This is a genomic window from Pseudonocardia sp. (assembly GCF_025465255.1).
GTDB lineage: Bacteria > Actinomycetota > Actinomycetes > Mycobacteriales > Pseudonocardiaceae > Pseudonocardia.
The window spans coordinates 1-8,942 of the sequence record NZ_JAODNI010000030.1; the positions used below are offsets into that span (position 1 = coordinate 1).

General features: G+C 70.2%; 6 protein-coding genes. 2 read left to right on the plus strand and 4 right to left on the minus strand.

Annotation, left to right across the window (positions count from 1 at the left end):
* Positions 1 to 787: 787 nt before the first annotated feature.
* Positions 788 to 943: a hypothetical protein gene (locus tag JWP64_RS03280; protein WP_297492092.1), complete on the minus strand. Its 156-nt coding sequence runs from the start codon at positions 941 to 943 to the stop codon at positions 788 to 790.
* Positions 944 to 1,272: 329 nt separating this feature from the next.
* Here JWP64_RS03280 and JWP64_RS03285 point away from each other — a divergent pair, with 329 nt between their 5' ends.
* Positions 1,273 to 2,634, plus strand: a complete 1,362-nt coding sequence (locus JWP64_RS03285; RefSeq protein ID WP_297492094.1) for a CBS domain-containing protein — start codon at positions 1,273 to 1,275, stop codon at positions 2,632 to 2,634.
* The gene (locus JWP64_RS03290) at positions 2,631 to 3,974 is read left to right on the plus strand and encodes an NRAMP family divalent metal transporter (protein ID WP_297492096.1); all 1,344 of its coding nucleotides are present in this window, start codon (positions 2,631 to 2,633) and stop codon (positions 3,972 to 3,974) included. Before JWP64_RS03285 ends, JWP64_RS03290 begins: the two co-directional genes overlap by 4 nt.
* A 740-nt stretch (positions 3,975 to 4,714) precedes the next feature.
* On the opposite strand, the gene JWP64_RS03295 is transcribed toward JWP64_RS03290, so the two are convergent.
* The 3 genes from JWP64_RS03295 to JWP64_RS03305 form a co-directional block, all read right to left on the minus strand.
* Positions 4,715 to 5,572: a polysaccharide deacetylase family protein gene (locus JWP64_RS03295; RefSeq protein ID WP_297492098.1), complete on the minus strand. Its 858-nt coding sequence runs from the start codon at positions 5,570 to 5,572 to the stop codon at positions 4,715 to 4,717.
* A gap of 395 nt (positions 5,573 to 5,967) precedes the next feature.
* Positions 5,968 to 7,401 carry an LCP family protein gene (locus JWP64_RS03300; RefSeq protein ID WP_297492102.1) on the minus strand — a complete coding sequence of 478 codons (1,434 nt, stop codon included), beginning with the start codon at positions 7,399 to 7,401 and terminating at the stop codon, positions 5,968 to 5,970.
* A gap of 290 nt (positions 7,402 to 7,691) precedes the next feature.
* Complete coding sequence (locus tag JWP64_RS03305; RefSeq protein ID WP_297492100.1) at positions 7,692 to 8,516, minus strand: hypothetical protein; 825 nt, start codon at positions 8,514 to 8,516, stop codon at positions 7,692 to 7,694.
* Positions 8,517 to 8,942 lie beyond the last annotated feature (426 nt).

Sequence of the window (8,942 nt, forward strand, 5' to 3'; positions counted from 1 at the left end):
GCCAGGCCCTCCGCGGCCTGCTGCGCCACGCCGCCGAATGCGACATGCACGTCGAACTCCTGCGCCTGGCCACCTCCGCCGACGCCGGGGCCGACCCAGCCCGGGTCGTCGGCTACGGCGCCTTCATGCTCACCCCGTAACCGCCTCCCAGCCTCGCCCGGACACCCGCTGGCTCCGAGCCAAAGGGGCGATGACCGCCTCGATGACCCAGCGAGCACGACAATCCGGTGGCCGCGGGGGGCGGAGGATCGGCAGCGGCCGACACGGTCCGGAGGCGCCGCCAGTACGAGCGAACCCGGACTGAATTACCGCGTCCGCGACGAACGATCTGGGTCAGCGTCTGGCCCTCGTGATCGGATAGTCGTCGTGCTCTGACCGGGTCTGCCATCCGCGTCACCCCTGGATCTCGTCCGATGTCGAGATCAAGAGTGGGAGCAGCAGCCCCTTACCGTGGGACGCGTCCCAGCGTGTCGCCAACCCGGTGAACATATGTGGTCACCGCACTGCAGGCAGGACACCAGCACGCTCGCCACGGCGACGGTGTAGAAGCCGAGCGGCATCGTCGACGCGGTGGGCCGCAGGACGATGCGGGGGATCGGAGCGGGCTCCCGTCCGGGTCCGCCACGGTCACGAACCTACGGCGCGCAGCGTGCCGGGGAGACTGTCCTGCCGCGGCGGGCCGAGGGGCAGCAGCCGTCGGCCTGGACGGGTGTCGCAGAACCCGTGGCCGTATCCATGAACCCTCGCCACCCGGCAGCCGCCGCGAACGGGGGCGACCTGGTGAGAGTCAGCGGGGCACGGCTGTGGGCCGCCGCGCCCCGACGGCGTGGTCGATGCTGAAGCGGCCGGGGCCGACGGCTGCCAGGGCCAACGCCGCTGCGCCGATCGCGCCCACGAGCTCCCAGCCCTTGTCGGCCGCGAAGATGCCGTGGGCTGCGTGCACGAACAGGGCCGCGCCGAGCAGGTGGTGACTTGTCGGCCAGGTGAACGGGTGCCGACACGTCGGCGAGGCGAGCGCGACGCGCGTGCGCCGGGGTGGCGGCTGGGTACAGTTTCCCCGGCTCGATGGAAACGCATAGGCCGGATGGGGCGCGGCCAGGATGATGGGAGGTGAGGCACCGTGGACGGTGAACCCCCCAGTCATCAGCTCTGGGGCGTGACCGCGGGACGCGGCGCGCTCCCCGGGCCCTGTCTGATGCCCATTCCCCGCCCCGCCGGGGGCCCGTTGCGGTTGTAGCGGCCCGGGTGGCGGGGTGCCTCGAGGAGGTCCTCGTGCCCGCTCGCCCCTCGCTGCCCACCGGACACGCGCTGCGCGCCCGTACCCAGATCCGCGCCGAGCGGGCCATGACCAGCCGCGCGGTGCGTCAGGCGATCGTGTCGTTGGCCGGGCTGATCGGCGCCCCGGTCCGCAACCAGGCCGGCCAGGAGGTCGGACGCCTGGTCGATGTGGTGGCCCGCCTGTACGGCGACGAGCGGTATCCGCCGGTCACCGGGCTGGTGATCCGGGTGGGGCGTCGCCGCGCCTTCATCGACGCCGGCGCCATCGAGGCCATCGAGCGGCGCGGCGTCGCGCTGCGCACCGCCCGGTTCGACCTCCGCGACTACGTGCGCCGCCCGGGCGAGGTGCTGCTGGCCCGTGACGTGCTGGACCACCAACTGGTCGATGTCGACGGGGTCCAGGTGGTTCGGGCCGCGGACCTGTATCTGGCACCGGTGGCTGAGCACACCGTGTTGGTCGGGGTCGACGTCAGCATCCAGTCGCTGCTGCGGCGGCTGGGCCCGAAACGATTCCGTTGGCACCCCACACCGGACCGGGTCATCGACTGGGACGCGGTTGCGCCCTTCGGTGAGGAGTCGACCGAGGGGCCGGCCACGGTGCGGTTGCGGCGCAGCCAGGAGGCGTTGCACCGGCTGCGCCCTGGCGAGCTCGCCGACCTGTTGGAGGACCTCGGCCGCCCCGGCCGCCAGGAGCTGCTGGCGTCGCTGCGGCCCGACGCGGCCGCGGACGCGCTGGAGGAGATGGACCCTGACGAGCTGGAAGGGTTGCTGCGCGAGTCCTCACCCGACCAGGCGGCCGCACTGGTCGCGGCGATGGAGTCCGACGAGGCCGTCGACGCGCTGCGCGACCTGAGCGGTCAGGAACGCGAGGAGCTGCTCGAGCGGATACCACCGCCGACCCGCGAGCGTCTGCTGCGGCTGCTCGACTACCCCGAGGACGAGGCCGGCGGATTCATGACCGCCCGCCTGCTGCTGGCCGGCGAACACGACACCATCGCCGGGCTCCGCGCGCGGCTGGCCGGGTGGGCCGAACACCGCAACGAGGTCGACGCCGTGGTCGTCTGCGACGCCCAGAACCAGGTGATCGCCGACGTGCCGCTGTTCGATCTGCTCGTCGCCCCGCCCGAGCAGACCCTGGCGGAGCTGCTGCGCGGCAGCTCCCACGTCGACCCGGTCACGCTCGGACCGGACGCCGACGTCGGCGAGGTCGCGGCGGCGCTGGTCGAGTCGCGCCGCTCCTCGGTGCTGGTCGTGGACGGCGATCGCCGCCCGCTGGGGCGCATCCTCGCCGACGACGTCGTCGACGCGCTGACCCCCGAAACCGGTCGTCGACACTTCCCGAGGCTGCTGCGATGACCGACCCGCGAACCGGGACCCCCGCCCGACCCACCGATTCGTCACCGGCGACATCGCGGCCCGACGTCGCATCCTCGCCGCGGCCGGCGACGGGGCTGTGGCAGCGGCTGCGCCGCGGCCGGATCTTCGCCTACCTGGCGATCGCCGGCCCGGGACTCATCGCGGCCAACGCCGGCAACGACGCCGCCGGCATCGCCACGTACTCCTCGGCCGGTTCCCAGTTCGTCTACCGGACCCTGTTCTTCATGGTGCTGGTCACCGTCGCGCTGGTGCTGGTCCAGGAGATGTCGGTTCGGCTGGGCACCTACACCGGCAAGGGTCTTGCCGCGCTGATCCGCGAACAGTTCAGCCTGCGCTGGACCGCTCTGGCCCTGTTCTGCGTGCTCCTGGCCAACACCGGGCTGGTGGTCAGCGAGTTCGCCGGCATCGGCGCCGCATTCGAGCTCGTCGGGGTCAGCCGCTACGTGGTCGTCCCGATCTTCGCCGTGCTGATCTGGGCATTGGTGCTCTTCGGGTCCTACCGCTACGCCGAGCGGATGTTCCTGGTCTTCTCCCTGGCCTTCCTCGCCTACCCGATCGCCGCGGTCCTCGGACACCCCGACTGGTCGGCCGTCGGCGCGAACCTGATCCTGCCCCACTTCGTCGCGGACAAGGCCTTCGTGCTCCTCGGGGTCGCGCTCATCGGCACCACCGTCAGCCCCTACATGCAGCTCTACGCCGCCGCCGGCGTCGTCGACCGCGGCGCCGGACCCGACGACTACCGCTCCGTGCGGACCGACGCGATCAGCGGCGCGCTGTTCGCCTGCATCATTTCCATCACCATCATCATCGCCACCGGCGCCACCATCGGCGGACAGGGTCCACTCGACTCCGCCGACCAGGCCGCCCAGGCACTGCGACCGGTCGCCGGATCCGGGGCGGAGCTGCTGTTCGCGTTCGGGTTACTGGGCGCCAGCGCGCTCGCCGGCGCCGTCGTGCCGCTGTCGAGCTCGTATGCGATCAGCGAGGCCATCGGGGTCGAGCGCTCGGTGTCGCGGCGGTTCCGGGAGGCCCCCCTGTTCCTGGGCCTGTTCACCTTCCAGGTGTTCCTCGGTGCCGCGGTCGCCCTCACCCCGGTCAACCTGATCACGCTGCTGATCGGCACCCAGGTCCTACAAGGCGTGGTCGCGCCGATCGTGCTGAGCTACATCCTGATCCTGGCCAACCGGCGTAGCGTCCTCGGCGACGCCGTCAACGGCCGCGCCTTCCGCGTCGCCGCAGCCATCGCGGTCACCGCGGTCGCCGTCATGTCCCTGCTACTGGTCGGCCAGACCCTCCTCGGACTGATCGGGCCGGGCTGACCGGCCCCGCGCCCTTGACCACGCTCGGTCGACCAGCACGATGCTGCAGCTCTCCGGAGCAGCACAACGGCCCCGACGGTTACCCACCTCATCCCTCGTCCAGCGCCCCGAACAGCGGCCCGGCGGCGATTCCGGGCCCTATCGAAGATCGCTAGGGGCGGATCGATCGCGGCTGTGACGGCTGGCGAGGCCGGCCATCACGACACCAGTTCGTGGAGAACGAGGTAGATCAGGAAGCCGAGCCCGGCCGCGAAAAGCTGCAGGCCGCTGGTCAACCGCATCCCCGGCCGCCGCAGCGAGGCCGGTTCCCCGGAAGCACCGGAGCGGGCGTGTCCGGCGCCGCGTTTGGAGATGCGGAGGGAACCTGCTGCCCCGGGTGCCGCAACTCCAGCTCACCCCGATCGGCCGGGGAACCTCCGGCGCCTGCACCGCCCGCATCGTGCGTCGCGGCGACCCCCGGGCTTCGACCCTGTGCTCACCCTCGCGGCGCAGGGCGGCGTCTCTGGGCATCCCATGGCCGTAATCGCCGAGACCTGGTGGTGTTGTCGCAGTACCTGGTGCTTGATCTACGAGGGTCGGCGTAGGCGGCCACAAAGGCCGCCAGCTTCTGGATCGCGGCGTAGAGAGTCCGCAGGACAACGCGTCCAGCGCTGCCGATTCGGGTCGACCCAGGACGGGGAAGGAGCACCCACCAGCGCGCAGCACCGGTTTCAGAAGGCGCTAGGAGACGACCGTCAGGGTCAGGCGGCGCCGACCGTCCGGGTGGTCCCGAACATCTCGTCGAGGGTGACGGGCTGCAGGTTCCGTTCCTTGACCAGGGCGACGATCTGGTCGAACAGGCCGAGCACAGTGGGATGGTTGGCGTGCCCGAGCATGACCGTTCCCGGTGTCAGGAATCTGCGCGCCTGGGACATGAGGAAATCGGGGGTGATCGTCTTGGAGTCCGAGAACGAGCCGTTCCACATGACGGAGCGAGTCCAGCCCAGGCTTGCGGCGATGCCGTCGACGCGGGCGTCGTGCACGCCGAAGGGCGGCCGATAGTACGGGCGCGTCGTGATGCCGAAAACCTTCTGAGCCCACTGCTCATTGCGTTCCAGCTCCTCCCGCACACGGGCATCGGGCAGGGTCGTGAGCTTCGGGTGGCTGAAGGTGTGGTTCATGATCTGGATCTGGCCGGCCGCGACCAGCGGCGCCAGGTCACCGGCATGCGGCTCCCACTCGCGGGCGTAGGTGCCGTTCGGGCTGAAGGTCAGGTGGATACCGGTGCGGCGGGCGAAGTCGACGTAGCCGGACACGCAGTCTGCGCAGGTCCCGTCGTCGACGGTCAGGACGATCCGGCCCCCGCCGGGCGGTCCCGAGGAGATGGTCTTCGACGGCCCCGGCACCGCGGCGGGGATCGCCGGAAGGGGCGGCGGGCTCGCCGCTCCGGCCATGGCGCCGTGCCCGAGTGCCGTGGGCGGCGACGACGGGTTCGCCCCGCAGGCTGCCACCGCGCCGACCGCGCCGACCGCGAGCATCCCCAGGAACGCCCGCCGGGACGATCTGCCCCGAACCGGGCAGTCGTGCGATCCGGTTCCCGAGGTCCTCCGTGCCACCACCGAACCATCCTCTCAGCGCTGATCACGCGATCTGCATCGTGACGATGTCGGCGGCGTCGCCGCAGCCACTCCCGCGCGCTTCGCTGACCAGGGCCCTGTCGGTCATCCCGGCGAGCCACGATGCGACGTGAAGACGACGCAAGCGCCGTGGCCAACGGCGTCGAGTTCTGCCGGGGATCGCGGCGGCGTCCGTCGGGTTTCGGCGACCTGTGGCGCCATCTCACCCGCGGGTCGCGGACCTGCCCACTGAGCAGGTCGAGATCGATGGAAATCCGCGGCCAAGGAGTAGGGAGAACTACCAGGACACAGACCCGGATCTCTCGATGCTCCATCAGATAGTTGTCGTCGCCGTCTCAGTGCATGTTGGGACTGGTGCTGGGTGGTTGCGGCCGTGCCTACTTGACGCAGGGGATCTCACCCCCGGCGAGAGCGGACGGAACGGACGCCGGGTCCGAGGTTGCGGGCTCCGGGGTGGTCGGGGTTGAGCTGGCCGAACTTGAAACCGCAAGCTTGGGGGGAACGGTGAAACCGTTCCCCAGCACGAGCCGGATGTGCCCGGCGGGCAGGGAGCCGTCCGGACGAGGTGTCGGGCCTGCGAGGAGGGTGGCCAGGGTCCGCGCCGGGTCGGCGGCGTCGGGTGCGTAGCTCAGGGTTGTGTGGAAGGTGCGGGCCCCGGTGGTGGTGGTTCCCGCGGTGTAGCCCTGGCCGGCGAGGTCACGCTCCATGGTCGCCGCGAGTCCTGTCTGCCCCGTCGAGTTGACCACGTCGACGGTGGCACCTGCCGACGGCGCCGGCGCGGGGGTGGCCGGCACCGGCGGGGAGAGCAGATTCTGCACTGTCGCGCGGATCTGCGTGAGATCAACCGTGTTGATCGACTCGCCGAGGGGGTCGGTTCCGAATCCCGTGATGGGCAGGGTGGTGAAGCTGATGTTGCCGCTGCTCAGGCTGGTCGCGTTGGTGGCGAACGACAGGAGATCCAGGCCGCTGTCGATGGCGATGTTCTGCTCGGCGACCTTCATGATCGCGTTGAGCCGGGTGGGATCGACCGGGGTCCCCGCCTGCTTGAGCTGATAGGCAAGCGAAGAGATGAACGCCTGCTGGCGTCGTTCGCGGTCGAGGTCGGTGAAGTTCAGTTTGGGATGGACGTTGTCGCGACGCTGGCGGACGAACGCGACGGCCTGGGCCGCGGTGATCTGCTGGCGGCCGGCGTGGAAGTCGGCACCGGAGTAGCTGTCCGTGGTGTCCTCGTTCACGCACACCGTGATGGGCTGCACGACCTGGGCGATCTGGTAGAAGGCCATCAGGGTGACCTCGACGAAGTGGTCGATCGGCACACCGCCCAGGAACTCCCGGACTGTGTGGATCTCCGCGGTGCGGCCGGCGTCCCGGCTGCGCTGCTCGAGCGTGACCGGATCGGTCACACCCTGTGCCCGGAGTTGGCGGTTTGCCTGATCGAAGGCCAGCCCGTAAGCCTGTTTGATCTTCCCCTCGGCGGTGCCGTCCGGGGTGTCGGGGAAGTCGACGTAGTCGTCGCGGGGTATCGAGATCGACGTCGCCTTCGAGCCGTCGCCCGGGATGTGGAGCAGCATCAGGACGTTGGCGTTGTAGCCGCCGTTCGCCGCGTCACCGGCGTGCAGCGCGTCGTAGATGTCCGCGGGTAGGGCATTGCCGTTCTCATCGAGCCGGCTGTCCAAGCCCATCACGAGAATGTTCGTGTCCGCACCGGCCGCCGGCGCTGCGGTCGCGCCCAGCGCGCTCGAGGTGTGGATCCCTGCCGTCAGGTCGCGGTACTGGTTCCACACGTAGCCGGTCACGGCCAGGACCAGCACGGACAACGATGCCGCGATGATCCGCACTGTCCGGGCGAGTGAGGACGAGCGCCGACGAGGCGGGCTTGCAGACAGCCGTGTCGGAACAGTCACCACCGCGTCGCCGCCCGGCGGTGGACCCCATGTCGCGGGCGGTCCGGGACGTAGTTCACCACCGATCGGCGGTGAACTACGTCCCGGCGCAGGACGTCGCGGGTAGGGGCCTTCGTGCGTCCGGTCCGGCTGCAACGCTCGCCGGGATCTGCGGGGGCCGACGACGTTCCCTACCCGATCGTTCCCTGGGCGATCGTTCATTTGAGGATGTTCACGGCGCGGGCGACGACCAGCGCGACGGTGATCAGTGACACCAGGGACTGCGCGAGCATGGTGAGCTTGGCCCACCGGGTGAGCGGCATCGTGTCGGTGGGGCTGAACGCGGTCGCATTGGTGAACGACAGATACAGGTAGTCCACGAAGCCCGGCTCCCAGTCCGGATGGGCCAGGTCCGGGCTCTGCATCTGGACGAACTGGAAGTCCGGCAGCGACCGGCGGGCCAGGGCCCGCGCCACCGGGCCACCCCGGTCGAACTCCCAGTACCAGACCGCGAACGCGATGATGTTCGTCAACCAGATCGCGGCGCCGGTCGCCAGGAGCGGACCGGCGTCCTGCCCGAGACTGCCCGACACGAGCCCGAGGACCAGCAGGGCCGCCGACCAGGCATTGGCCAGGCTGAGCAGCCCGGCCAAGGCCAGACTGCCCGCCCGCAGCACCGTCGACTCGCGCTCCAACCGGCTCGGACTGGCGATGACCAACGCCACGAGCAGGGCGAGCTCCAGGCCCGGCAGCAGCCACCGAGACTGCAGCACCAGCTGGTCCGGCAGCGCCAGCTGAAGGCCGATCGCGATCACGATCACCGCCGCTACCGGCCACCGGTTCTCACCGCGGGTCACCCGCTGCCAGGCCGGCAGGTGCACCTGACGGGCCGCGCGGGCGATCCCTCCATCGGCACCGGAAACCGGGTGCCGACCACCACACAGGAGCCCCTCCAGGCGCACCAGCTCCGCGTGCACCGTCCGCAGGCTGTCCACGTGGGCCTGCTCGGCGCAGGGATCGGGCTCGAGGTCCGGGCCCGTCACCGGTTCCGACCGCGGCGACCCGGTGGATCCGGAGCCACCCGGCTCCTGAACCTGCGGCCCGCCCATCGTTCCTCCTGCGATCGATCTCCCGAACCGCATCATCCGGAACCACGCGTCAACACCGCGTCAAAAAGTCCAAAACCCTACGTCCACCGGCCCGAGAACAGGACAGAAGGCGTAAATTCGACAGACCAGAGAACCGCGAATCCTCTCTTTTCGGCGCTGCGCCGCCGGCGTTACCGACCGTCTTCAACATTGAGCCTTTGCCAACCTGCTGACCGGCCCCAACGCCAGGTTGGAAAGGTTCAGTCCTGTCACAAGCCGCATACATGGACCTCACAGGAACGGTCGCCACTCTCTGCCTCGTTGCCTGAGCAAGAGGAGCGCCATCATGAATGATTACGACCCGGCAAGCCCGCACGCACG

Excerpts from the sequence above, each read along its gene's own strand:
- JWP64_RS03290 (WP_297492096.1), top strand. The coding sequence starts at position 2,631 with ATGACCGACCCGCGAACCGGGACCCCCGCCCGACCCACCGATTCGTCA.